This is a genomic window from Agrococcus pavilionensis RW1 (assembly GCF_000400485.1).
Lineage (GTDB): Bacteria > Actinomycetota > Actinomycetes > Actinomycetales > Microbacteriaceae > Agrococcus > Agrococcus pavilionensis.
The window spans coordinates 29,554-53,841 of sequence record NZ_ASHR01000010.1; the positions used below are offsets into that span (position 1 = coordinate 29,554).

General features: G+C 70.6%; 20 protein-coding genes. 15 read left to right on the forward strand and 5 right to left on the reverse strand.

Annotation, left to right across the window (positions count from 1 at the left end; translation table 11 throughout):
* The 6 genes from L332_RS30285 (at position 1) to L332_RS18275 (ending at position 7,229) form a co-directional block, all read left to right on the forward strand.
* Positions 1-1,329, forward strand: coding sequence for a maltokinase N-terminal cap-like domain-containing protein (locus tag L332_RS30285; RefSeq protein ID WP_021009691.1), 1,329 nt, complete (start codon positions 1-3; stop codon positions 1,327-1,329).
* Between the two features lie 172 nt (positions 1,330-1,501).
* On the forward strand, positions 1,502-2,836 hold the full coding sequence (locus L332_RS18255) for an O-antigen ligase family protein (protein ID WP_235045059.1): 1,335 nt from the start codon (positions 1,502-1,504) through the stop codon (positions 2,834-2,836).
* A gap of 4 nt (positions 2,837-2,840) precedes the next feature.
* Positions 2,841-3,980, forward strand: a complete 1,140-nt coding sequence (locus L332_RS18260) for a glycosyltransferase family 4 protein (protein WP_158316686.1) — start codon at positions 2,841-2,843, stop codon at positions 3,978-3,980.
* 136 nt (positions 3,981-4,116) lie between these two features.
* Complete coding sequence (locus tag L332_RS18265; protein ID WP_021009694.1) at positions 4,117-5,148, forward strand: GDP-mannose 4,6-dehydratase; 1,032 nt, start codon at positions 4,117-4,119, stop codon at positions 5,146-5,148.
* A 3-nt stretch (positions 5,149-5,151) separates the two neighbouring features.
* Positions 5,152-6,048: an NAD-dependent epimerase/dehydratase family protein gene (locus L332_RS18270; RefSeq protein WP_021009695.1), complete on the forward strand. Its 897-nt coding sequence runs from the start codon at positions 5,152-5,154 to the stop codon at positions 6,046-6,048.
* A gap of 5 nt (positions 6,049-6,053) precedes the next feature.
* Entirely contained in the window at positions 6,054-7,229 is a 1,176-nt protein-coding gene (locus L332_RS18275; protein WP_144060999.1) for a glycosyltransferase, read from the forward strand.
* On the opposite strand, the gene L332_RS18280 is transcribed toward L332_RS18275, so the two are convergent.
* Positions 7,190-8,239 carry a glycosyltransferase family 4 protein gene (locus L332_RS18280; RefSeq protein WP_021009697.1) on the reverse strand — a complete coding sequence of 350 codons (1,050 nt, stop codon included), beginning with the start codon at positions 8,237-8,239 and terminating at the stop codon, positions 7,190-7,192. The genes L332_RS18275 and L332_RS18280 overlap by 40 nt on opposite strands.
* Before the next feature lie 53 nt (positions 8,240-8,292).
* On the opposite strand from L332_RS18280, the gene L332_RS18285 reads away from it, so the two are divergent.
* Entirely contained in the window at positions 8,293-9,435 is a 1,143-nt protein-coding gene (locus L332_RS18285) for a glycosyltransferase (RefSeq protein WP_021009698.1), read from the forward strand.
* A complete protein-coding gene (locus tag L332_RS18290) occupies positions 9,432-10,688 on the forward strand; it encodes an MATE family efflux transporter (RefSeq protein ID WP_021009699.1) in 1,257 nt (418 codons plus the stop codon). Before L332_RS18285 ends, L332_RS18290 begins: the two co-directional genes overlap by 4 nt.
* A gap of 39 nt (positions 10,689-10,727) precedes the next feature.
* Here the strand turns inward: L332_RS18290 and L332_RS18295 are convergent, their stop codons facing one another.
* The 3 genes from L332_RS18295 to galU form a co-directional block, all read right to left on the reverse strand.
* Positions 10,728-12,203, reverse strand: a complete 1,476-nt coding sequence (locus L332_RS18295; protein ID WP_021009700.1) for a polysaccharide biosynthesis tyrosine autokinase — start codon at positions 12,201-12,203, stop codon at positions 10,728-10,730.
* A gap of 146 nt (positions 12,204-12,349) precedes the next feature.
* On the reverse strand, positions 12,350-12,694 hold the full coding sequence (locus tag L332_RS18300; RefSeq protein ID WP_021009701.1) for a histone-like nucleoid-structuring protein Lsr2: 345 nt from the start codon (positions 12,692-12,694) through the stop codon (positions 12,350-12,352).
* 99 nt (positions 12,695-12,793) lie between these two features.
* The gene (galU, locus tag L332_RS18305) at positions 12,794-13,696 is read right to left on the reverse strand and encodes a UTP--glucose-1-phosphate uridylyltransferase GalU (protein WP_021009702.1); all 903 of its coding nucleotides are present in this window, start codon (positions 13,694-13,696) and stop codon (positions 12,794-12,796) included.
* Positions 13,697-13,757: 61 nt separating this feature from the next.
* On the opposite strand from galU, the gene L332_RS18310 reads away from it, so the two are divergent.
* The 5 genes from L332_RS18310 (at position 13,758) to L332_RS18330 (ending at position 19,411) form a co-directional block, all read left to right on the forward strand.
* Entirely contained in the window at positions 13,758-15,527 is a 1,770-nt protein-coding gene (locus L332_RS18310) for a glycosyltransferase (RefSeq protein WP_021009703.1), read from the forward strand.
* 51 nt (positions 15,528-15,578) lie between these two features.
* Positions 15,579-16,541, forward strand: a complete 963-nt coding sequence (locus L332_RS18315) for an ABC transporter permease (RefSeq protein WP_021009704.1) — start codon at positions 15,579-15,581, stop codon at positions 16,539-16,541.
* Positions 16,528-17,370 carry an ABC transporter ATP-binding protein gene (locus L332_RS18320; RefSeq protein ID WP_081646002.1) on the forward strand — a complete coding sequence of 281 codons (843 nt, stop codon included), beginning with the start codon at positions 16,528-16,530 and terminating at the stop codon, positions 17,368-17,370. The genes L332_RS18315 and L332_RS18320 overlap by 14 nt, the downstream gene beginning before the upstream one ends.
* A gap of 25 nt (positions 17,371-17,395) precedes the next feature.
* On the forward strand, positions 17,396-18,544 hold the full coding sequence (gene wecB / locus L332_RS18325; protein WP_021009706.1) for a non-hydrolyzing UDP-N-acetylglucosamine 2-epimerase: 1,149 nt from the start codon (positions 17,396-17,398) through the stop codon (positions 18,542-18,544).
* Between the two features lie 105 nt (positions 18,545-18,649).
* Positions 18,650-19,411, forward strand: coding sequence for a hypothetical protein (locus L332_RS18330; RefSeq protein WP_021009707.1), 762 nt, complete (start codon positions 18,650-18,652; stop codon positions 19,409-19,411).
* Here the strand turns inward: L332_RS18330 and L332_RS0114770 are convergent.
* On the reverse strand, positions 19,408-20,859 hold the full coding sequence (locus L332_RS0114770; RefSeq protein ID WP_321163265.1) for a glycosyltransferase family 4 protein: 1,452 nt from the start codon (positions 20,857-20,859) through the stop codon (positions 19,408-19,410). The two genes, L332_RS18330 and L332_RS0114770, sit on opposite strands and share 4 nt — an antisense overlap.
* Between L332_RS0114770 and L332_RS18335 the strand changes: the two genes are divergently transcribed.
* Positions 20,826-22,268, forward strand: coding sequence for an APC family permease (locus L332_RS18335; protein ID WP_021009709.1), 1,443 nt, complete (start codon positions 20,826-20,828; stop codon positions 22,266-22,268). The genes L332_RS0114770 and L332_RS18335 overlap by 34 nt on opposite strands.
* Before the next feature lie 191 nt (positions 22,269-22,459).
* Complete coding sequence (locus L332_RS18340; protein ID WP_144061002.1) at positions 22,460-24,274, forward strand: hypothetical protein; 1,815 nt, start codon at positions 22,460-22,462, stop codon at positions 24,272-24,274.
* Positions 24,275-24,288: the final 14 nt, after the last annotated feature.

The following is a 24,288-nucleotide window of genomic DNA, read 5'->3' on the forward strand; positions in this document are numbered from 1 at the left end:
ATGAGCGCATCCCTGCCCTTCGACGCTCCCGAGGTCACCGACGCGATCGCCGCATGGATGCCCTCCACTCGCTGGTACCCGCTCAAGGGCCAGCAGGCAGACGCCTCGCTCGCCCACGCCTACCCGCTCGGCGACGACGCCGCGATCCTGCTGCTGCGCGCCGGCGACGCCCTGCTGCAGGTGCCGGTCGCCTGGCGCGACGAGCCGGGCGCCGCGCACATCGCGCAGCTCGACGGCCGCTGGCTCGTGGATGCCTGCCACGATCCGGATGCGGTGCAGGCGATCCTCGACGTCGCCTCCGGCGCGCGGGCGGTCACCGACCTCGAGGGCGACACGGCGGGCGAGCCGCCGGCTCCCGCGGGCGCGAGCCGCGTCGTGAGCGGCGAGCAGTCGAACACCTCGATCATCGGCGGAGACGGCAGCTGGATCGCGAAGGTCTTCCGCGTCGTCCACCCCGGCGACAACCCCGACGTCGTCGTGACGGGTGCCCTCACGCGCGCGGGTTCGAAGCCCGTGCCCGCACTGCTCGCCTCGCTCCGCGCCCGCTGGCCGGTCGGCGACGCCTTCGTCACCGGCCACCTGCTCGCCGTCTCCGAGTTCGTCAGCGGCGCCGACGACGCGTGGGAACTCTATCGGCAGCACGCGCTCGCGACGCTCCGCGGCGAGGAGCGAGAGGCGCCCGACGCCCGCGCGCTCGGCACCGCCGTCGCGACCGTGCACCGCGACCTCGCCGCGGCGCTCGGCACGGCGGCGGCGACCGAGGCCGACACCCACAGCTTCATCAGCGGCCTCGAGCAGCGGCTCGGCTGGGCCCGCGAGCAGGCGGCCGACGCGCTCGCCGACCTCGACGACGAGCTCGGCCGCGCCAAGGAGCAGCTTCGCGAGATCCGCTCGATCGGCGAGCTGCAGCACATCCACGGCGACCTGCACCTCGGCCAGGTGCTGCGCTCGAGCGCCGGCGACTGGCTGCTGCTCGACTTCGAGGGCGAGCCGCTGCGACCCATGCACGAGCGCGCGATCCGCGAGCCGCGGCTGCGCGACGTCGTCGGCATGCTCCGCTCGTTCGACTACGCCGCCGGCTCGGCGCAGCAGGAGCTGCCCGATGCCGACCCCGCGATCGCCGACGCGTGGGTCGAGCAGCGGCAGCGGGAGTTCCTAGCCGGCTACGCGGATGCCGCGGGCCCGGTGGACGAGCACGACCCCGTCTTCCGCGCGCTCCTGCTCGACAAGGCGCTCTACGAGGTGGTCTACGAGGTGCGGAACCGCCCCGACTGGCTGCAGGTGCCGCTCGAGGCCGTCCGCCGCCTCCTCCGCCCCTCCGCCGCCTGAACCGGGCGCGGGCGCTCCTCGGCCAGCGCTGAGCCACGCCGGGCGGCCCGTCCGCTACGGTGCCCCTAGCAACGCCTGGGAGGAGGGGCACGGATGCTCGTCGCGCGCCCTCCGCACCGGCGCGAGTCAGCACGCCCCGCGGGCCCGGTGGGCTGAGGCGCCGAGCGTGGCGATGCTCTCCGACCGCGGCCGGTTGACGGCGCCTGCCATCCCCGAGCGCCCCGCCCGCCGCGAGCGCCGCCACGTGCTGCTGACGCTCACGATCCTCGCGCTGCCCTTCTCCTACGTGCCGCTCGAGCTGCTGCCGGGCAAGGTGAGCGTCACCCTCGCCGTCTTCGCGCTCGTCGCGGCCACGGGCATCCGCTACGGCGTGCTGCGCCGGCGCGTCGTGCCGCTCGAAGGGGTCACGCTCGCGCTCTCGGCCTTCATCCTCGTGCGGCTCACCGCGATCGCCGCGCTCGAAGGGGCGCCGATCGACTGGGTCGATGCCCTGAGCTCGGCGCTCGCACCGCTCGGCGGCGTCGTGCTCTTCCGCATCGCGCAGCGCCCCGACGTGAAGGACGCGTGCCTGAGGGCGCTGCGGTGGATGCTGCTGCTGCTCGCGATGGTCGCGCTCTACCAGGAGGCGGCGGGCCTCGCATGGCTGCAGGGCCGCGGCTACGCGGAGGGCTTCTACTACTTCACGTTCGAGGGCACCTACCGGCCGTTCGGCACCTTCCTCTCCCCCACGGTCTTCGGCGCGTTCCTCGCCGTCGCGGGCTCGGCGCTCGTGTGCATGTCGCGCACCGTGCGCGACGCGCTCGTCTCGCTCGCGATCGTCGCCGTGCCGCTCGCGCTCACGCAGACGCGCGCCGCGTGGATCGCGTTCGCCCTCGCCCTCGCCGTCGGCTGGCTGCTGCGCAGCCGCGCCCGCCCCGTGCACCTCACGCTCGGCATCGCGGCCGCCGTGTGGGGCGCGGCGTTCGTCGTCTGGCTCGTGCCGAGCGCCGTCGACGCGCTCGTCGAGCGGCTCGCGACCATCAGCGACGCGGGCTTCAGCTCGAACCTCGCGCGCGTGCGGCTGTGGGAGGGCACGGTCGAGGCGACACTCGACGGGTCGCCGCTCGTCGGGTTCCCCGCCGAGCGCTTCACGTCGCTGGTCGGCGCGCTCGCCGGTCAGTACGCCGACTTCGGCCACGCCCACAGCAACTACCTCCAGCTGCTGTTCCTCTACGGCCTCATCGGCCTCGCGCTCTTCGTCGCGATCCTCGTCATCGCCCTCATCGGCGCGCTCCGCGACGTCACGACCGCCGCCGCGACCGGCGCGCCGTGGGCCTACGGCGCGGTCGCGGCGCTCGTCGCCTTCGCCGTCGACTCAGCGTTCGAGACGAGCTGGACGAGCTTCTCGGTCGTCGCGGTGCTCTACTTCGTGCTCGGCCTGGGCTCGACGGCCGCCCGCGGCACGGCACGCTCGATGGAGCCGATTCGGGCGGATGCGCTTCCTTCGGCCCGCGGCTGGGTGCGGTAGGCGGGTGGTCACCCAAGGCGGAGGCCGCCCGCTGCGCGTGCTGCTCGTCACGCCCGACTTCCCGCCGGGCGTCGGCGGCGTGCAGAGCGTCATGCACCGGATCGCGGCCGCGATGCCGAACGCCGACGTCACGGTGCTGACACCCGATGCACCCGGAGCGGCGGCATTCGACCGGACCGCCAGCGTGCGCGTGCGGCGCGTGCGGGTACCCGCCGGGCCGCCGAAGCTGCGCAGCGCCGCCTTCAACGCGCGCGGACTCTTCGCGATCCGCGGCCTGCGACCCGACGTCGTGCTCAGCGGCCACATCGCATCGAGCCCGCTCGGCATCGCCGCGGCGCGGCTCCACCGCGTGCCGTTCGTCGTCTACGCGCACGGGAAGGAAGTGCTCGGCCACCCCGCGCTGGCGGCGTGGGCGCTGCGGAGCTCGGCCGGCGCGGTCGCTGTGAGCCGCTTCACGCGCGGTCTGCTGCTCGAGACGGTCGGCGGCCGACCGCATCCGCCCGTCCACGTCATCCACCCCGGCGTCGAGATCCCGCCAGGCCCGGCGCCGGAGCGCCTGGAGCGAGCCGGCCGCCCGTTCACGATGGTGACGGTCGGCCGCCTGCGCGACCGCTACAAGGGGCACGACGTCGTGCTCGAGGCGCTGCCGCGCGTGCTCGAGCGGCTCCCGGATGCGCGCTGGATCGTGATCGGCGACGGCCGGCAGCGGGCCGAGCTCGAGGCGCGCGCCGCACGGCTCGGCGTCGCCCACGCTGTGTCGTTCCTCGGCGCGGTGCCCGACGCCGAGAAGGATGCGAAGCTGCGCGAGGCCGATGTCTTCGTGATGCCCGCGCGCTACCCCGCGGGCGAGGTCGCGGTCGAGGGCTTCGCGATCGTCTACCTCGAGGCCGCCGCGTGGGGCGTCCCGGCGATCGCCGGCGACGTCGGCGGCCCGCGAGAGGCGGTCGTCGACGGCGAGACGAGCCTGCTCGTCGACCCCGAGTCCCCGGAGCGCATCGCCGAGGCGATCCTCTCGCTCGCCGAGGACCCGGCGCGGAGGCGCCGCCTCGGCGATCGAGCACGTCGACGCGCTGCCGCGGAGTTCACGTGGGAGCACGTCGCCGGGCAGCTCGAGCGGCTGCTGCGACTGGTGGCGCAGCGCTAGCGAAGCCCAGGTTCGTCCCCCATCGCTCATGGTTGGCTCAAGCGCGAGACAGGGGGAATCCTCAGCAGTTACGCTCCGGCTCAATCGTTCTCCACAGCGCGGTGGTCACGAACCGGCTCCAACGAAGGGCAGGCGGATGCGCGCTCTCATCACCGGCATCACGGGCCAGGACGGCGGTCACCTCGCGGAGCTGCTGCATGCCAAGGGCTACGAGGTCTACGGCCTCGTGCACGGGCAGCACAACCCGAAGCGGCACGCGGTCGAGTCGGAGTTCCCATTCGTGACGCTGCTCGAGGGCGACGTGACCGACCAGACCTCGCTCGTGCGGGCGGTCGAGGCGTCGCAGCCCGACGAGCTCTACAACCTCGCGGCCATCAGCCACGTCGGCTACTCGTTCAAGAACCCCGCGCTCACCGCGGAGGTGACGGGCAAGGGCGTGCTCAACGTGCTCGAGGCGGTGCGCATCGCACGCCTGACCGACACGACCCGCCTCTACCAGGCGTCGACCTCCGAGATGTTCGGCGGCCTCGACTACAACCGGCCGGCACGCGGCTACAACGAGACCTCGCTCTTCCACCCGCGCAGCCCCTACGGCGCGGCGAAGCTCTACGGGCACTCGATCGCCAAGAACTACCGCGAGAGCTACGGCATGTTCGTCAGCTGCGGCATCCTGTTCAACCACGAGGGCGAGCGCCGCGGCGTCGAGTTCGTAACGCGGAAGATCACCAGCGCCGCAGCCCGCATCGCGTGCGGCCTGCAGGATCACGTCGAGCTCGGCGACCTGTGGCCCAAGCGCGACTGGGGCTACGCGGGCGACTACGTGCGCGGCATGTGGCAGATGCTGCAGCACGACGAGCCCGACGACTTCGTGCTCGCGTCGGGCGAGACGCGCACGGTCGAGCAGTTCGTCGCCGCCGCGTTCTCGGAGGTCGGCATCGACGACTGGCGCCCCTTCGTGCGCCAGAGCCCGGCGCTGCTGCGGCCCGCCCAGGTCGACATCCTGCTCGGCGACGCCTCGAAGGCGCACGACGAGCTCGGCTGGCGGCGCGAGGTCGACTTCCCGGGGCTCGTCCAGCGCATGGTGCAGCACGATCTGCGGCTGCACGGCGGGCACGACGTGCGGCACCGGCGCCCGCGCAGCCGCACGCTCGTCGGCGGGGCCGCCTGAGCGGTGCTCCGTCTCGCGATCACGGGCGCCGACGGGTTCGTCGGCCGGCACGTCGTCGCGCTCGCGGCCGAGCGCGGCCACCGGGTCGTCGCGCTCACGCGATCGGGGGATGCGTCGGTGCCGGGCGCCGACGTCGTGCTCGGCGCCGACCTCACGGCGGGCTGGCCCGCGCTGCCGGCGATCGACGCGGTCGTGCACCTCGCCGCGCTCGCGGCGGTCGGCCCGTCGTTCGATGAGCCCGCCCGCTACATCGCCGAGAACGCCGCGATGGCCGCCCACGCGTGCGAGTCGCTGCTGCGAGGCCCGCGCCCGGCACCGCGGGTGATCGCGGCGAGCACCGGCGCGATCTACGCCGCGGCGCCGCACCCCATCGACGAGTCCGCGCCGCTCGAGTTCGCCTCGCCCTACGCCGTGAGCAAGGCCACCGTCGACAGCCTGCTCTCCTACTACCGCCGCCGCGGCCTCGACACCGTCGTCGTGCGGCCCTTCAACCACATCGGCGCCGGGCAGGGCCCCGGCTTCCTCGTGCCCGACCTCATCGCGCGCCTCGACGCGCTCGAGCCTGGCGCGCCGCTCCAGGTCGGCAACCTCGACGCCGAGCGCGACTACACCGACGTGCGCGACGTCGCGCTGGCCTACGTGCTGCTCGCGGAGGCGCCGGTGCTCGAGCACGACGTCTACAACGTCGCCTCCGGTCGCGCGCGCAGCGGTCACGAGGTGCTCGCCGCGATCTGCGCCGCGATGGGCCGCGAGGTGCCGCGGCTCCGCGCCGGCCGCCGCCGGCCGCTCGACGTGCCGCGGGTCGTCGGCGACGCTCGCCGGCTGCGCGGCGAGCTCGGCTGGTCGCCCCGCTTCGACTTCGCGAGCTCGATCGCCACGGCGATCGACGCGCGGGTGTGATCGCCATGCCGGCCGTCGCGCACCTCGAGCACTCGGTCGAGCCCGGCGGCGCCGAGCTCGCGCTCCTGCGGCTGCTCGAGACCGGCCCCGCCTGGGACGCGGCGGTCTTCGTGCCGCGGTCGCCCGCGGGCGCGGGCGCCTTCGCCCCGCTGGGCGAGCTCGTGCACGTGCTCGGCGTGCGGCAGCCCGCCGGCGCGATCGGCGGCTCGCGCCGAGCGCGTGCCGGGATGCTCGCCCGCGTCGCGCTGCACGCCGCGGCCCTGCGGGTCACCCGCTCCTTCCGTCGCTGCGACGTCGTGCACGCGAACACGAGCCGCGCGGCGCTCATCGGCCTGCTCGCGACGACCGGCTCTCGACGACGGCTCGTCGTCCACCTCCGCGACGCCGTCGACGAGGCAGCCATGGGCCGGTTCGCGGCGCTCGCGCTCCGCGCGGCGCTCCGCCGTGCCGACGGCGTGATCGCCAACTCGGGCTTCACCCTCGACTCGGCGCGGCCGTGGATCCGGCCGGGCGCCGCCGTCGCGGTCATCCCCTCCCCGATCGGGATCGATGGCGCGCGGCCCGTGACGCCGCCGCGCGCCGCCGTCACGACGGTCGGGATGCTCGCTCGCCTCGCACCCTGGAAGGGGCAGGCGCAGCTCGTCCGCGCCTTCGCCGAGGCGTTCCCGACGGGCGATGTGCGACTGCAGCTGGCCGGCTCCGCCGCGTTCGGCGAGGCGCCGTTCGAGCGCGAGCTGCGCGCGCTCATCGACGAGCTCGGCATCGCCGACCGCGTCGACCTGCTCGGGCACGTCGACGACGTGTGGCCGCTGCTCGACGGGTGGGACGTCTGCGTGCACGCGTCGACGCGCGCCGAGCCGCTCGGGCAGAACGTGCTGCAGTACCTCGCGGCGGCGCGGCCGCTCGTCGCGACCGCAGCCGGCGGCCCGCTCGAGCTGGTCGACGACGGCGAGACGGGACTGCTCGTCGCGCCAGGCGACGTCGGCGCTCTCGCCGCGGCGCTCCGCCGGCTCGCCGACGAGCCGGGCCTGCGCGAGCGCCTGCACCGCACGGCCGCTGCATGGCGGCCCGTGCCGCCCGACACCGCCATCGCGCGCGCCCACGCCGAGCTCTTCGCCCGCGTCGCCGCGCCGCGCCCGGCTCAGGCCGAGGCGCGCGCCGCCCGGATGGCGGCCTCGTAGTGCTCGAGCAGGCGCGCCGGCGACCCGGCCTCGAGCACCTCGTCGATGAGGCGGCGCGCCGCGTGCCGCTCGGCGGGCTCGAGCTCGGGGCCCGCCGCGAGCCGCCGCCGCAGCGCCTCGGTGAACGCGTCACCGCTCGCGAGGTCGAGCGGCACGGGTCCATCCGCGAGCGAGCGCAGGTACTCCGAGCCGGGGTTCGGGTAGGCGACGACCGGCAGCCCGTGGTCGAGCCCCTCGAGCACCGGGATGCCGAAGCCCTCGTACGCCGAGGGCGACACGAGCACCCACGCGCGACGCACGGCATCCGCCACCTCGTCGTCGCTCAGCCCGGCGCGGTGGTCGACCCACGGCGCCCACGACGCGGCGTCGTCCGCCGGCCCGATGACGGTGAGCGCGACCTCGCCACGCTCGCCGCCGAGCTCGGCGACCGCCGCTTGCGCGACGCGGCCCTGCTTGCGGCCCTCGAAGCTGCCGATGAAGACGACCGAGGGCGTCGCGCTCGGCAGCCGCTCGCCCGGCGGCACGCCGAAGTAGGGCGGCAGGATCGCGTCGCAGCGCATGAGCTCGAGCGACTCCGGCGCGATCGCGAGCGTGCGGGTGGCGCGCGCGGCCGAGCGCGACTCGAGCCCCGCGAGCACGTAGTGGTTGAGCCTGCGGAGTCCGGTCGACGAGCGCGCCTCCCCGAGCGAGGAGCCGTAGAACGTGCGCACGAGCGGCACGCCGCGCGGCAGCAGCACGTCGTCTCCGTGCGAGTGCACGAGGTCGGGCTCGAGCCGCCGGATGGCGCGCGAGGCGCGCAGCGCCGCGCCGTAGTAGCGGCCGATGCGGCCGCGCGGCGCGGGCAGCTCGACCAGGCGCACGCCCGCCATCGGCACCGCTCCCTCGAAGCAGACGACGGTCAGCTCGACGAGGTCGCGCACGCGCTCCGCGAGGCGCCGCACGTAGCGGCCGACGCCGCCCGAGTGGTGGCCCGCCCGGGGCCACTCGAGCGCGAGCCAGGTGACGCGCATCCCGTCTCCCTTCCGCGAGTGCGGCAAGGCTATCCCCCGAGCGGCGGCTAGCGATGGCGCGGGAGCCGCTCGTCATCGCGCACGACTACCTCACCCAGCGGGGCGGGGCGGAGCGGGTCGTGCTCGCCCTCGCGCGAGCCTTCGCGGGCGCGCCCATCCAGACGACGCTCTTCGAGCCGGGCGACACCTATCCCGAGTTCGGCGACGTCGAGGTGCGGACGACACCGCTCGACCGCATCGCCCTCCTGCGCCGCCACCACCGGCTCGCGCTGCCGCTCCTGGCCGCCGCGGTGCAGCGCACGCGCATCGACGCCGACGTGGTGATCGCGAGCTCGAGCGGCTGGGCGCACGGCTTCCGCACGACCGGCCGCAAGATCGTCTACTGCTACTCCCCCGCCCGCTGGCTCTACCAGCCGGGCGCCTACCTCGGGCAGCACGCGTCCCGCTCGACGCGGCTCGCGCTCGCGGTGCTCGGCCCGTGGCTGCGGCGCTGGGACCGCCGGCAGGCGCGCAGCGCCGACGCCTACATCGCCTGCTCCTCGGTCGCGCGCGACCGCGTGCGAGCCGTGTACGGCATCGAGGCCGAGGTCGTGCATCCGCCCCACTCCTCCGGCGCGGGCGGCTCGGAGCACCGGCCGGCCGGGCTCAGCGACACGGCCCTCGACGGCGCCGGCGGCTTCGACCTGTGCGTCTCGCGCCTCCTGCCGTACAAGAACGTGGATGCCGTGGTCACCGCGTTCGCGACCCTCCCGCACCGGCTCGTGGTCGTCGGCGCCGGGCCGGAGCAGGCGCGCCTGCGGGCGATGGCGCCGCCGAACGTCGTCTTCCTGCAGCACCTCACCGATGCCGAGATGCGCTGGCTCTACGCGCGCTGCGCGTCGATCGTCGCGGCGAGCTTCGAGGACTTCGGCCTCATCCCGGTCGAGGCGGCATCGTTCGGCAAGCCCTCGGTCGCGCTGCGCTGGGGTGGCTTCCTCGACACGATCGTCGAGGGCGTCACCGGGATACTCTTCGACGAGCCGACGCCGACGGCGATCGCCGACGCGATGCGGCGCTGCCGCTCGATGCGGTGGGATGCCGAGGCGATCCGGGCGCACGCGGCCGGATTCTCGGAGGAGGCGTTCCTCGAGCGCCTCACCGCCGCCATCGAGCGGGCGACGGGCGCGCTCCCGCGCGCGAGCCGGGGCCGACCGTGAGCCGCGAGACGGCCCGCCCCGCGACCGCCGCGCTCGTTCGCCGCGCGCGGCCGGCGCTGCAGCTCGCGAGCGTGACCTACGTCGGCCTCGCGCTCAGCGTCGTCTCCGCCCCGATGCTCGCGACCGCGCTCGGTGCGAGCGGCCGCGGGCAGCTCGCCGCCGCGTTCGCCGTCATCCACGTGCTCGGCCTCGTCGCGTTCGTCGGCCTGCCGCGCGGCATCGCCGTGCAGGATCACCGCGACGAGTCGGCGTCGCGCGCGGCGGTCGTGCTCGTCGGCGTCGCGGGCCTGCTGTCGGCCTCCGCGTGCTTCCTCGCCGCCGACGTGCTCGCCGGCGGCGACGCGTGGGTCGCGAGCGCGATCCGCCTCTCGAGCGTCGTGCTCGCGCTCGCCGGGCTCTACCAGCTCGGCGTCGAGCGGATGCTCGTCGGCTCGCGCCTCGCCGGCTACAACCTCGCTCGCGCGTGCAACGTCGTGCTGCCCTCACTCGGCTGCATCATCGCGTTCCTCGCCGGAGCGCTCACGCTCGAGCTCGCCTTCGCGATCACCCTCGCCGGCCAGCTGCTCGCGTCGCTCGTGGGCATCGCCGGCTCGATCGGCGCGATCCGCCGTGCCGAGCGGCGCCCCGCGCCCTGGCGCTTCAGCCTCTCGATGTGGTCGTCGACGGTCGTCGACGGCGTGGCCTGGCGCCTCGACCAGGTGCTGCTCGCGATGCTCGCGAGCTCGGCGACGCTCGGCGTCTACGCGGTCGCCTCGACGCTCGCGAGCGCCTCGGGCGGGCTCACGCAAGCCATCAACGCCGTGCTCTACGGCCGCTTCGCGGCCGACGAGGCGCTCCGGATCCGCCGCAGCCGACTGCTGTCGCTGGGCTCGTCGGCGCTCGCGTCGGCGGCCCTCATCACCGGGATCGCGCTGTGGCAGGAGACGCTGCTCGGGCCGACGTTCGACGGGCTGCTCGCGCCCCTCGCGGTGCTGTGCGCGGCGCAGGCGCTCAACGACCAGTGGCAGCTGCAGGTCTACCGGCAGGCGGCGGCGCAGGCACACGCGGGCATCGCGCTGCCCTCGTGGATCGGGCTCGCCGCCTTCGCCGCGGTCGCCGCGGCGCTCGCCCTCGCCGGCGCACTCGACGCGACCTCGATGGCGGTCGCGGTGCTGATCGGTGCGGCGACGAGGGTCGTCGTGCGCCTGCTCTCCGAAGCCCTCCCCGCGCGGATGCCGTCCGCGTGGGCCAGGGCGCGCGGGCCCGTCCTCTGACCCCCGCGGCGCGGGCCGCCCCCGGTGCCGCGCGAGGCGTCAGCGGTGCGCGCGACTGCGCTTGCCGCCGCGCCCGCGCCGTCGTCGCGACGGCGCCTCCTCGGCCGGCCGCGCGTGCTCCGCGGTCTTCGCGCGCGGCGGCGCCGGCACCTCCGGCTCCGCCCGCTCCGACCGCCCGTAGCCGTACTCGGCGTAGCGGTACGACTCGGAGGAGTCGAGCCGCGCCATCGTCATGATGAGACCTGCGACCGACGCCTCGACCGTCTCGAGCATCTCGAGCGAGCGCTTGAGCTGCGGCGCGTTCACACGGTCGGCGGCGGCGACGAGCAGCACGTCGGCGCCGTGCTGAGCGAGCACGACGGCGTCGGTCACCGGCAGCAGCGGCGGCGCGTCGAGCAGCACCCAGTCGAACTCCGCCCGCAGCTCCTCGAGCATCGCGTGCATCGCACGCGAGCCGAGCATCTCGCTCGGGTTGGGCGGCACGGCACCGGCCGGCAGCACGTACAGGCCCGACGTGCCCCACTGCTGCACGGCATCCGCCGGGGCGACGCGGTCGATCAGCACGTCGGTGAGCCCGACCGCGCCGTTGAGGTTCATGTAGTCGGCGACCTTGGGCTTGCGCAGGTCGGCGTCGACGAGCAGCACCGACTGCCCGGAGCCGGCGATCGCGAGCGCGAGGTTGACCGCGGTGGTGGTCTTGCCCTCCCCCGGGATCGACGACGTCATCACGAACAGCCGGCTCTTGCCGTCGACCTCGACGAAGTTGAGGTTGGTGCGCAGGGTGCGGAAGACCTCCGACTGCGGGCTGAGCGGCTCGGCGTGCACGACGAGCGGTCGCGAGGCGGCCTTCGGGTCGAAGTGCACGGCGGCGAGCAGCGGCACGGAGGTGACGGCCTTCACGTCGCGTTCGGTGCGGATGCGCGTGTCGACCAGGTCGCGGATGACGATGAACGCGAGCGCCGCGACCGCGAGCAGGAGCGCGCCGAGGATGGCCTGCAGCACCGGCCGCGGGCTCTCGGGCTCGGCCGGCACGTCGGCGCTCACGATGGTCGCGAGCCGCACGGGGCTCGTCGAGCCGGTCGTCTCGAGCTCCTCGACCGCCTCGGCGAGGCTCGCGGCGGTCGCGTTCGCGAGGTCGGCCGCGAGCGCGGGGTCGTCGCTCAAGGCCGAGATCTCGAGGATGGCGGTGTTCGTCACCGGCATCGCCTCGACCTGCTCCATGAGGTCGCGCACCGGCACCTCGAGCTCGAGCTGATCGGCGACCCGCTCGAGCACCTCCTCGCTGCCGGCGAGCCGGGCATAGGTGTTCACGCGCGAGAGCGTGAAGGCATTGCCCTGCACGAGGTCGGAGCTGGTATCGGCCGCTTGCGTCGAGATGAAGACCTCGGTGGATGCGCGATAGGACGGCGTCTGCACGAACGAGATGAGCAGTCCCGCGGCGGCGCCGAGCACCGCTGCGAAGATCACGAGGAACCAGTGCTTGCGCAGCAGCCGCGCGTATTCAAGGAAGCCCATCGTCGTACCTCCGGAGCATCATCGCGGCCATTCGTGCCGCAGTGCGCCATCGCCCCGGCTGCCGATTGCTCACATCGTAGGGGCGTTGGCGCAACGCAGACGGGCGCCGCTGCTCAGCAGCGGCGCCCGAAAGCATCATGATCCGATCAGCGGTTCTTGTATCGCTCCACGATGTCGGCGGGAATGCGGCCGCGCGAGGCGACCTTCAGCCCCTGCGACTCCGCCCACTCGCGGATCGCGGCAGTCTCGCTGCTGCCGCCGCTGCTGCGCCGGCTGCCGCTGGAGGCGCGGCCACGGCTCCGCCCGGAGACGCGGCGCGACGCCCGCACATAGCGCTCGAGCGTGCTCGAGAGCTCTTCGATGTTCTCGTTGCTGAGGTCGATCTCGTACTCAGCGCCGTCGAATGCGAATCGCACCGTGCGACCGGTGCCATCCTCGATGGGCTCGCCCGTGAAGTCGTCGACGAGCTGCGTGAAAGTCTGCTTTGCCATGCCACGCAATATAGACGAATCGCCCGTGAGCGCAACATAGGAATTCGAAGTGAGGAAATGTACCCCTCGGAATGTACCCCGAAATGAATCGGGAAGCGACTATACGGGCTGCCCCGAGAACTGCTCCACATACTCGCGAAGCCATTCGCGGAGTCCCGGCCCGAGATCCTCCCGCTCGCACGCGAGCATGACGTTCGCCTTGATGTAGTCGAGCTTGTCGCCCGTGTCATAGCGGCGGCCGCGGAAGATGACGCCGTGCACGCCGCCCTCTGCATCGTCCTCGGCCATGGTGAGGAGGGCATCCGTCAATTGGATCTCCCCGCCGCGACCGGGCGCCGTCTGCTCGAGCACCGGGTAGATCTCGGGCTTCAGCACGTAGCGGCCGACGATGGCGAGGTTCGAGGGCGCCGTGCCCGGCTCCGGCTTCTCGACGAGCCCGCGCACGCGCACGACGTCGTCCTCCTCCGTCGCGTCGACCGTGGCGATGCCGTAGAGGTGCGCTTGCGCCGGATCGACCTCCATGAGCGCGACGACGCACGTGTCGCGCTCGTCGTGCACCTGCAGCATGCGCTCGAGCAGGTGGTCGCGGGAATCGATGATGTCGTCGCCGAGCAGCACGGCGAAGGAATCGCCGTTGACGTGCGCTTGCGAGCGCAGCACCGCATGGCCGAGCCCGAGCGGATCGCCCTGCCGCACGTAGTGCACATTGGCGAGCCCCGTCGACTCCGCGACCTTCTCGAGCCGGTCCGCGTCGCCCTTGCGCGTGAGGATCTGCTCGAGCTCCGTCGCGCGGTCGAAGTGGTTCTCGAGCGCGTTCTTGTTGCGCCCGGTCACGAACAGCACATCGGGAAGCCCGGCGCGCACGGCTTCCTCGACGACGTATTGGATCGCCGGCTTGTCGACGACCGGCATCATCTCCTTCGGCAGCGCCTTCGTGGCGGGGAGGAAGCGAGTGCCGAGGCCCGCCGCGGGGATGACCACCTTGGTGACTGAGTGCCGCATAGGGGTCAGGCTAGTGGTGCCGAATGCGAGGATGGCATCCGTGGGGATGCATCCGGGTGCCATGGAGCGCGGCAGTGACGTGCTCGCGCGCTCGGCACGCCTCAGCGGCAACGCCGCGATGGCGGCGGCGACGGCAAGTCGCTCGCTGCGCGAGGATCCGCTGACCTTCGCCGTGCAGCTCGCCCGGCGGTTCCCCGCCGCACGCACGCCGCTGCTCGCGGCCGCGCGCCGCGCGCGCGGCTCTGAGCGCGAGCTGGCGGAGACGTGGCTCTCGGGCGACCTCACATCGACTCGCGCGCTGCTCGGCGAGATCGCTGGTCGATCCGGCCTCGGCCGACTCGGCGCCGAGATCGCGCATGCGGCCGGCCGCCCCGAGCTCGTCGCCGACGACACTCGCATCGCGCCGATCGCTCGCGCCCGCGCGGCGTGGCAGCTGGGCGAGGCGACGCGCGCGATCGCGCTGCTCGCCGAGCACGCGCCGAAGTCGCGGCTGCACCGCGTGCTGCGCGCCGAGCTCGCCATGATGACGCCCGGCACGCGCCTGCGCTGGAACGCGACCGACATCGCTCCGACGACGCCGCGCCACGGCATCCTGCACCTGCTCACGAACTCGCTGCCGCACACGCAGTCCGGCTACACCGTCCGCTCGCACGCCGTGCTGCAGGCGCAGCGCGACGCCGGCCTCGATCCCGTCGCGATGACGCGCGTCGGCTACCCCGTCGTGGTCGGCAAGCTCGGAGCGGCGGCGCGAGACGTGATCGACGGGATCGACTACCACCGGGCGCTGCCGCCGCTCCTTGCCCCATCCCCGGACGGCAGGCTCGCCCAGCAGGCCGAAGCGCTTGGCCGGCTCGCCCGCTCGGTGCGGCCGGCTGCGCTGCAGACGACCACCCACTACCCGAACGCCGTCGTGGCCCGCGAGGTCGCCGAGTGGCTGGGCACCCCGTGGGCCTACGAGGTGCGCGGCATGCTCGAACAGACCTGGGTCGCAAGCCTCGGCAGCGATGAGGCGCGCGAGCGGGCGGCGGCGAGCGAGCGCTTCAGCCTGACCCGCGAGCGAGAGGCGGAGCTCGCGTCGGCGGCCGACGCGGTCTTCACGCTGTCGGGGAGCATGCGCGACGACCTGGCCGCCCGCGGCCTCCCGGCCGATCGCATCACCCTCGTCCCGAATGCGATCGACGCGTCGCTGCTCGACCGGCGAGCTCCTGCGCCCGCAGACGCGCGAGCCGCCCTCGGCTTGCCCCGTGAGGGCTTCTGGGTGGGGTCGACGTCGTCGCTCGTCGACTACGAGGGCTTCGACGTGCTGTTGGATGCCGTGGCACGACTGCGCGAGCGAGGGCACGACGTGCGCGCACTCCTGGTCGGCGAAGGCACCGCCCGGCCCGCGCTCGAGGCTCAAGCAGCGGCGCTCGGACTCGGCGACGCCGCGGTCTTCACCGGCCGCGTCAGCCGCGACGCGGTCGTGCGGCACCGCGACGCGCTCGACCTCTTCGTTGTGCCGCGCCTGGACCGCGAGGTGACGCGCACCGTCTCGCCGCTGAAGCCGGTCGAGGCCATGGCGAGCGGGCGCCCGCTGGTCGTGAGCGCGTTGCCTCCGCTGCTCGAGACGATCGGTGGCGAGCTCGCGGCCGCAGGAGCCGCCGTCGCGCCCAGCGATGTCAGCGCGCTCTCGGACCGCATCGGGCAGATCGCGACGCAACCAAACCTGCGCGCACGGCTCACCTCGCTCGGCAGGCAACGCGCGGCTGCACTCACCTGGCAGCGCAACGGCCTGACGTACCGCTCAGCGATGCGCAAGAACGGCGCAGATTTGCCCATGTGGGAGGATTGAGACGGCGCGCGCTCGCGCGACCGTCAAACCTACAAGATTGCTCACCTTCGAATGACCGCTCCGTCCCAGCGATCCGGGTCTCAGGGACTCCGCACGCAGTGGCGACGGGCATGGTCAGCGAGGCGGTCCGGGGCCGACGCCCTATCCCCCGCGCTGCGGCTTCGGCTGGAGCGCGAGTTCGGCGACATCAGCTACCTCCGCCGCGTCGGCACTCGGCCGCCGCTGCGCGAGTACTTCACCGAGCTGTGGGATCGGCGCCACTTCGTCTGGGCTGGCGCCCGGGGCGAGGCCGTTACCCGCTACTCCAATGAGCGCCTCGGCGTCGCCTGGTATGTGCTGCGACCGCTGCTCGATGCTGCCTTCTACTGGGTCATCTTCGGCATCGTGCTGCAGCTCTCGCGGGGCATGGAGAACTTCATCGCCTTCATCCTCATCGGCGTCTTCATGTTCCAGCTGTCGTCGCGAGCGATCACAAGCGGCGTCTCGCTCATCCGGAGCTCCAAGGCGATGATCAGGGCGTTCGCGTTCCCTCGGGCCGCGCTTGCGGTGTCGATGATCCTTCGCGACTTCCTCAGCTCGTTGCCCGCGATCGCGGTGATGTTCGTCATGATCATGGCGATCCCTCCGCACGAGGCGCCGAACGTCGCATGGTCGCTGTTCCCGATCGTCCTGGTGCTGCAGCTCGCCTTGAGCCTCGGGTTCGCCCTCTTCTTCGGCTGGCTCGGCGCGCTCATGCCCGACCTCGCGCAGGCGATGAGCTTCGTGTCGCGATTGCTCATGTACGCCTCGGCGGTCATCTTCCCGATCGAGCGGTTCCTCGACGACCCCGCGGTTCTCGCGATCGTGCAGGCGAACCCGATCTACATCGTGCTCGACATGTATCGCTCGGTCCTGATCTCGGGCGCGGTGCCGCCGGCGGAGCAGTGGATCTCGCTCTCGATCTGGTCACTCGCCACCCTCGCGGTGGGTTTCATTCTCTTTTGGCGGGACGAGGAGCGCTATGGCCGCGAATGAAGTTGCACCGGGCTGGCGACTGAGCGACGACCCGAAGGTCACGATCGCTGCGGAAGACGTGCGTCTGCGCTACACAGTGAATCGCTCCACCGGTGGCTCCTGGTGGCGCCGCGGCAGCAGGAAGGCAGTCACCGGGCCGGTGCTGCGCGGAGTGACCATGGCCGCCCGCGAGGGCGAAATGGTCGGGCTCGTCGGCCTCAACGGCTCTGGCAAGAGCTCGCTGCTCCGGGTGCTCGCCGGCCTGCAGCCAGCCACGTCTGGCACCGTGGTCGCGTCTGCGCAACCGCAGCTGCTCGGCGTGAGCGCGGCGCTCGTGCCGGAGCTCTCCGGTGAGGAGAACATCTGGCTCGGCACGCTCGCGATGGGCATGACGCCCGACGACGCCTACTTCGCCAAAGAGCGCATCGAAGAGCTCGCCGGCCTCGGCGACGCAATCAAGCAACCGATGAACACCTATTCATCCGGCATGGGCGCGCGGCTCCGCTTCGCGATCTCGGTCGCGGCCGATCCCGAGATCTTGATGATCGACGAGGCCCTCTCGACCGGTGACGCATCATTCGCCGAGCGGTCGAAGGAGGCCATGCAGGGCCTCATCGCGCGCGCCGGCACCGTGTTCTTGGTCAGCCACGCCGCCAAGACCATCGAAGACATGTGCACGCGTGCGATCTGGCTCGATGCTGGCACGCTCATCGCCGACGGCCCGGCCGATGAGGTCGCAAACATGTACCGCTACTACGCACACAGCATCGCGCTCGGCAAGCACGACGCCGCGAAGAAGGCGCTCGAGCGAGCCACCGCTGCGCATCCGCCAGCGCTCTCGCATACCTGAGGCGCCCACCGCGAAGAGGAGAACCATGAAGCAGCACAAGATCATGACGGTTTACGGAACCCGTCCCGAGGCCATCAAGGTCGCGCCTGTCATCGAGCTGCTCGATCGGGACGATCGCTTCGAATCGATCCCGGTCGTGACGGGACAGCACCGCGAAATGCTCGACCAGGTCAACAAGCGCTTCGGCATCACGCCGAAGCATGACCTCGATCTCATGAAGCCGGGGCAGCCTCTCAACGGCATCGTCTCTCGCGCGATCGCCGGGATCGACGAGCTGATCGAGCGCGAGCAGCCCGACGTCGTGATCGTGCAGGGCGATACCTCAACGGCCATGGCCGCCGCGATCGCCGCCTTCAACCGCCAGGTCACGGTCGTGCATCTCGAGGCTGGACTCCGCACCGGCAACATCGACTCGCCCTTCCCCGAAGAGGCGAACCGCAAGATCATCGGTCAGGTCGCGAAGCTGCACCTTCCGCCGACCGCTGGCTCCCGGGAGAACCTGTTGCACGAGTCGGTTGACCCCGACTCGATCGTCGTCACGGGCAACACCGTGATCGACGCTCTGCTCGAGGCATCCACGTGGGAGATCGTGCCCAGCGACGCACGCCTCGCCCAGGCGGTCGCGAGCGGCCGTCCCATCATTCTCGCGACGATGCACCGTCGCGAGAATCTCGGCGGCAGCATGCAAGCGATCGGCGAGGCGTTCGCGAACATCGCCCGGAAGCACACTGACCACATCATCGCGCTGCCGATCCACCGCAATCCGGCGGTGCGCGAAGCAGTGCTCCCCTACCTCGAGGGCCTCGAGAACGTAGTGGTGACGGAGCCTCTCGGCTATGCGGAATTCACCAAGGTGATGGCCGCGTCGACGATCGTCGTGACCGACTCCGGCGGTGTGCAGGAGGAAGCGCCGAGCCTCGGCAAGCCTGTGCTCGTAATGCGGGAGAACACGGAGCGGCCAGAGGCGGTCGACGCCGGCACCGTCCGCCTTGTCGGCACCGATCGGGAGCGCATCGAGTTCGAGGTGAACCATCTGATCACCGACCCTCAGGCGTACGCTGCGATGGCGAATGCTGTCAATCCCTACGGCGACGGCAAGGCGTCGGCGCGAGCGGTCGCTGCCATCGCAGCGATGCTCGGCGTAGGTGAGCGCGAGCCAGAGTTCTCCATCTGACCGAACTCCTGGCGGCTTGGTTGAGCCACGTCGTTGCAACAACCAGTAACCTGAGCTAGCGCCGCGAGAGCATTCCGGCGGTCGGCAAAGGAGCGTCGGAACGCCATGGAAGAGCTGCGCTACGAGAGTGGCATCGCGGGGCAGCCGTTGCACGCCCGCTTGTGGAGGCGCGCTTCGGCCAGCCAGTTGCTCGTGCTGATGCCCGCAGCGGTCAGCAGGGAAAGCCCGAACAGGCACCCAGCATTTGCGCGATGGCGCTGGGCAGACCGATTCCCTGATACGCACATCGTCGCGTTCGCTGACCCATCGATGGGCCTGAGCGAAGAATTGCGTGGGGCGTGGTTCCTCCATCCAGAGGTCGACGTCCTCGACGGGATCGCGCGGCAGGTGCGAGCGATTGCGCAGACTCTCGGCGCTCGCTCAGTGCTCATCTACGGCTCCTCGCTAGGCGGCTTCGGCGCCCTTGCCACGGCCGCCCTGGTACCGAGCGCCAAAGCCTTGGTCGAAGTACCACAGCTGGATTTCGCGCACTGGCACCCCGGCGCGGTGGCTGATGTGGAGCGGCACGTTCTGGGCATGCCGTTGGAAGAACACAGAGCGCGACAACCACACCAAGTCAGCGTTCGATCGCGCTTTGAGCGTGCGGGACGCATCCCTCCATACGTGATTGTCACCAACGTACGCGAAGACGGTTTCGATGAGCAGATCGCCTTCCAGCGATGGGTGGTCGATTCACAACTCGAGCGCGGTAATGATCTCGGGGGGCACGAGCTGCGCGTCATCGACGACGTGGTGGGCCACCGCGCACTCGGGCCCGTGCCCGCTAGCGCACTCATCTTGGAACAGTTGCGAGCCATCGCGGACTAGCTGCTGCGGTTGCGCTCGACTTCTGTCTCTAGCAAAACACGATATTGCTCGCCGATGACGTCGTACTCAGCGTTCCTTGCGATCCAAGCGCGCCCGCCATCACGGCTGGCGACGAGTGCGCGATCCCTCGACAGCCGTCCCCACAGGTCCGCGACCGCGCTCGCATCCCCTGGCGGCACGACGTCACCACTGTTCGACTCGCGAACGAGGGCCGCCGCCTCGCCGTCCACGATCGCGGTGATGTGCTTGCCTGTCGCCATGAGTTCGTAGAGCTTCGACGGCACAGTCCACTTGAAGGGCTCCCAGTCACGCAACGCGACCACGGTCGTGTCGGCCCAGTCGTAGTGTCCGAACACTTCGTTCGGCTGCACACGGTCGAGAAGCCGGACGGGTGACCCTAGCGCCGTATTGAGCGCGCGCAGTCGCGCGACGTCGGCACCGTATCCGACGATGCGAGTTTCGATTCTCACACCGTGCTCGCGGGCAGCCGCAGTCGCCCTGATCACGGTTTCGAGCCCTTGACTCCGGCCGATGGTGCCCATGTACAGGACTCGCAGTTCGTCGTGATCGTGAACGGTAGGTGGGATCACTGCATAGCGCGCAAGCGAAGTGCCGTTGCGGATCACGTGTACCGGGTCCACTTCCCGGTCGCGTAACACTTCGGCGAAGCTCTCCGTCGTGGTGACCACGACCGCAGCGTCTCGTTGCAGCGCAGTGATCGCTCCATGCACGCGCTGCTTCACCCTCGCAATTGGTCCCGCCCCACTCACAAGCCCCGGTGTATGCGAGACGAGATCGGGCCAAGCGTCACGCATCTCTGCCACAAGCGGAACTCCCAGGCGCTTGGCTACGACCCGACCGGCTAACAAAGTCGGCAGCCCGGGCGCGGTGGCCACGATGACATCAGGCCTGACAATGCCTCTCCGCGCAAGCTTCGTCGCCAGCATGATCGAAGCTGCGGCGACCCACAGATGGTCAAGAGTCCTAGAGGCGACGCTCGCGTCGTGCCGAAGGAACGAGACGCGCCTCACTGTGCCGCCATGTGACCCGACAGCGACACCTCCCGCCCGCGTCGCCGGCGCGGCCGCGGGGTCTAGCTTGCCGGTCGGGTAGTGCGGTGGTGGCGCAATGACGTCTACAGCATGCCCTGACGCCACAAGCCGTTGAATTAGCGCGTGCCAGCGCCGTTGCGGCGCACCATTCTCCGGTTCGAAGTAGTGCGTGAGGAGGAGCACGTGCACCGGTGGCCTCACACCCCGCCGTCGATCACGTGCTTCACCCAAGCAGGATATCCGCATCTCGCCAGAAACCCGGACGGAAGTCGCCTTCGCCGCGCCCGCGCCTGTTACGTTCGAGACTCGATGCGCGCGAACCCCGCGGTCGCGCACCCTCTCTACGACAAGGCTTTCATCAGATGAGTACGGACTCGTTCGTCCCGACCGCCACATTGAAGCGCACGCTGCAGCCGCGATGGGTTTTTGCGATCGCGTTGGGCTCTGCAGTCGGGTGGGGCGCGTTCATCTTGCCATTCGACTGGCTCGCCGCTGGCGGACTGGGGGGCACCCTCCTGGGGTTCTTGATCGGCGGAGCGCTCATCGCCGTGATCGCGATGAGCTACGGCGCTGTCATCCGCGCGCTTCCAGTCACTGGCGGAGGCGTCGCATTCGCGCTGGCCTCGTTGGGCCGCGTCCACGCGTTCGTCGCGGGCTGGTGTCTGACACTCGGGTACGCGGGCATCGTTGCTCTTAACGCGTCCGCGATGTCGCTGGTATTTCGGATGGCGATGCCCGATCTGATGATGCAACTCAAGCTGTATTCCGTCGCGGGATGGGACATCTACCTGCCTGAGGTAATCGTCTCAGTCCTGTTCCTCTTGATCTTCGCTTGGATCAATGCGCGCGGCGTCGCACTCTCCGGTCGCCTCCAGTTCCTCGCGTGCGTGATCATGCTGCTCGCCGTCACTGCGATCATGATCGCAGCCGGTGCCTACTTCATGACCGGGGCAACCCCGATCCCTCCAGCATTCCCCGCGGACGTCTCACCCGTTGCCGCGATCGCTACGATCGTCGCTTTCGCCCCCTGGGCATACGTCGGCTTCGACAACGTCCCTCAAACGGCCGGTGAGTTCAATTTCTCGCCCCGCAAGGCGCTTGCTCTCCTACTCTGGGGTGTCGTCGCGGCGACCTTCATCTACATGGCGATGACCGTAGCGACCGCGATCGCCGTCGGCGACCAGCCGGAGCTCTATGCCGACACGGCATGGCCGCCTGCTGTCGCAATCACCGGGATCGCGGGCCCGATCGGCATGATCCTCATGCTAATTGCGGTTTCCATGGGCGTGTTAACGGGACTCAACGGCTTCTATGTCTCAACGAGCCGCGTCCTTCTCACTATGGGACGCGCGAAGATGCTCCCGCGTGCCTTTGCGGCCCTGCACCCTAGGCACGGCACGCCCGTCGTCGGCATCGCGTTCACTCTGCTGATCTGCGTCGTAACTCCATGGTTCGGACGGGCCGCATTGTTGTGGATCGTCGACATGACAAGCTTCGGGATAACCGTCGCGTACTTCTACACGTGCTACTGCGCCTTCCAGCTCGGCAGATCGGGGCGCTTGCCCGGCATGACTTCGCAGCAAGCGTCGAGCGCCGGCCTCCAGGCGACCGGGCTCATTGGATGCGCGTTCGCGGTCATCTTCATGCTGCTCTTGCTCGTGCCAGGATCGCCGGGAGCCCTGGGGGCACCTTCTCTTATCGCACTGGGCGCCTGGATTGTGATGGGAGTGGTGTTCTTCCTCGCGCGACGCAAGTCTTACCTCTCGACATCCGACGAGGAGCTGCACCGCTCGGTGTTCCATTGAGCAAGCCAGGCCGGTTGGTAAGGGTCGGGCGACCCGGCCGGACATGGCGGGAACTGCGCCTGGGGCATGGGGCCCTCTGACACCGCGGCGCCGGAACCAATGTCGACTCCGAACTTGCCGAGCTGGGCGAATCCTTAGTCTCTGTCTCGCCGCCGATAACATTGGAGAACCCTACCTCCCAAGGATTCCAATTGATCACTGACGTCGTTCGATTCGCCGGTGCCGGGAAGCTCGACCCGAGCAACGAACGCGGCGACACCGGCTCGTTCCGCATTGTTCAGAGGTGGGGAGCGGCAGTCACGCCCGTGCGTGATACCCCAGCCTTCAGAGTTGGCCAACCGGTCGACCCCACCCTCGCACTCAACGGCGAGTGGTGGACTGTCTCTCGTGACACAGCGGGGCGATTCCTGGTGATGTCTGATCCTTACTCGCTGCAACCCCTGTTCTATGCATCCGTGGAAACGCGCGACAGCCGGGACCTCCTCGTTGGGGGCAACCTGGCAGCAGTTGCGCAAGCAATGCATCTGTTAGGCGCCAAGGTGGAGACCGACTGGGCCGCTGTCCTCCCTTCGCTCGCGACCAAACGAGACTTCTTTGACACCATGTGGGATGTTGGGACCGCAATCCGGGGAGTAACGGTATCGCTGCCGGGTCAAGCGTTGCTGGTCAACCCGAGCGGTCATAGCATCGTGACGCGCCCTGAGCCAGACCACCTGTGGCGCGCGTCGTACGAAGACCTTCTCCGCTCGGGAGCTGCCGCCGCCATCGAGGAGTTGCAGCGCACCTTCGCGGCGGCCGATGGCGACAAGCCCGTGCTGAATCTCTCGGGCGGGAAGGACTCCCGGCTTGTGCTGGCGCTGATGATCGCGGCCGGGCTCTCCGACCGCGTATGCGTCAGTGCGCAAGACCCTCGAGGGGCAAAGCCGCAATGGAAGTTCGACATCCTGGATGCCGACCTGGCGATCAGCTCGCGTTTGACGAACAGGTTTGGTCTCGACTGGCGCAGTTCACTCCCCGAAAGAGAAGTCTGGCCCGATTCGCTCGAAAGTCAATTGGCCGACTTTCAGCTGTTCCGAGGCGCCCGTAGCTATCAATTCTTTCCGCTCTCTCACAACTACAGATACATCAAGCCGGCCGTTCGCATCACGGGCGCCGGTGCCGGAACGCTGAAGTCCCCCTGGCGGCAGCAGTGGGAGCGAGAAGGGCTCTGGGCTCAATTGAGCCGCACTCCAGGCTCTTTGGACGAGGATGCGCATCGGATTCTTCGCAGCGAGTTCCGCCGGGCGCCGATTCCGCGAGAACTCGAAGGGCCAGTGTTCGCGCGATTCAGCGAGACTCTTCTCAGCCTGGGAAAGGGCTCGATCGACGATGCGGTCATGAATCACTACGGCGCTTTCCGGAATCGCGGCCATGTCGGAGGCATGCTCTGGGCACGCGATAAGGGAGCAATTGTCTGCAACCCCCTGCTTCAGCCGGCGCTGCAGCGAGCTTCCATGCGCTTGCCTGCGCACCTGCGCGACGCGGGTCGTGTGACATTTGACCTGCTTGAACTCTTGCTCCCTGAAATGAACGATCTGGAATTCCAGTCCGGTGCGTGGCCATGGAGCAGTGACCGACCACAAGCGCTCGACTGGTCCAAGTACCCTAGCGACCGTCGCGGCTTCTTCCAGTCTCAAGACAGACGAGCGTCGGCCCCCCGACCCCAGTACAAGTGGGGCCCTAATCCCGACATGACGGCACTCATCAGGTCCGGTCTTTCGGAGTTGCGCGAGGCGGTCGACGCGGCGGGCTTGCCCGGTGACCATGTCGTCGGGCCGATCCAAGTCGAGCCGCCCGAGGATAGACGAGGACAGGGACGCCTCCTCGCTCGACTGGCGACGTGGGGCCAGGGCTTGCCGCACGCTGCCAGTTTCGCTAGGACGATAGAGTCGCGATCGCCGAGGGTCTTCTCAATCTTCCCCGAGTATGACTACACCACGCCTCCAGCAATCGGAGGCTCGGCGTAGGGGAAGCGCTTTGC